The 436-nt window shown below is 38.8% G+C and carries 1 pseudogene; it reads left to right on the top strand.

Annotated features, from left to right (window positions below):
• Nucleotides 1-436, top strand: a pseudogene (locus J7R13_RS09025) (hypothetical protein); the annotation flags it as partial.

The raw sequence follows: 436 nt of genomic DNA, 5'->3' as shown, positions 1-436 counted from the left end.
AAAGCTTTTTTGTCGACGTCTATGGCAATGCTCAAATTTATGGAAATGCTATTTTTGAAGGCATGACATTAAAGGACAATGCGAAGCTGTCGGGCAATGCACATGCTAGCAACGCCGTTGTAATTGAAGGAAATGCACAAATTTATGATAACGCCCAGGTAACTGATCATGCTCATATTTCTGATAATGCTGTCATTTGTGATGATGCTCATGTCGGAGGCAATGCAAAAATAAGTGGCTCTGCTTACATTTGTGATGAAGCGCGTGTTTTTGATGATGCCGTTATTTGTGATGCTCTTATCTCTGGCAATTCTTATATTCATAGCAATGCCTCTCTAACTGCTAATGAAGATATCTGTGATGATGCATATCCTGAGTTTGGTAGCGAAGATGATTATTATCGTCATGAATATTATGCTGATTGTGAGGGCTATTA

Origin of the sequence: Bartonella taylorii 8TBB (genome assembly GCF_902825155.1) — a bacterium.
GTDB lineage: Bacteria > Pseudomonadota > Alphaproteobacteria > Rhizobiales > Rhizobiaceae > Bartonella > Bartonella taylorii_A.
Note: the sequence above shows the minus strand (reverse complement) of the source record. Positions and strands in the feature narration are given on the sequence as shown.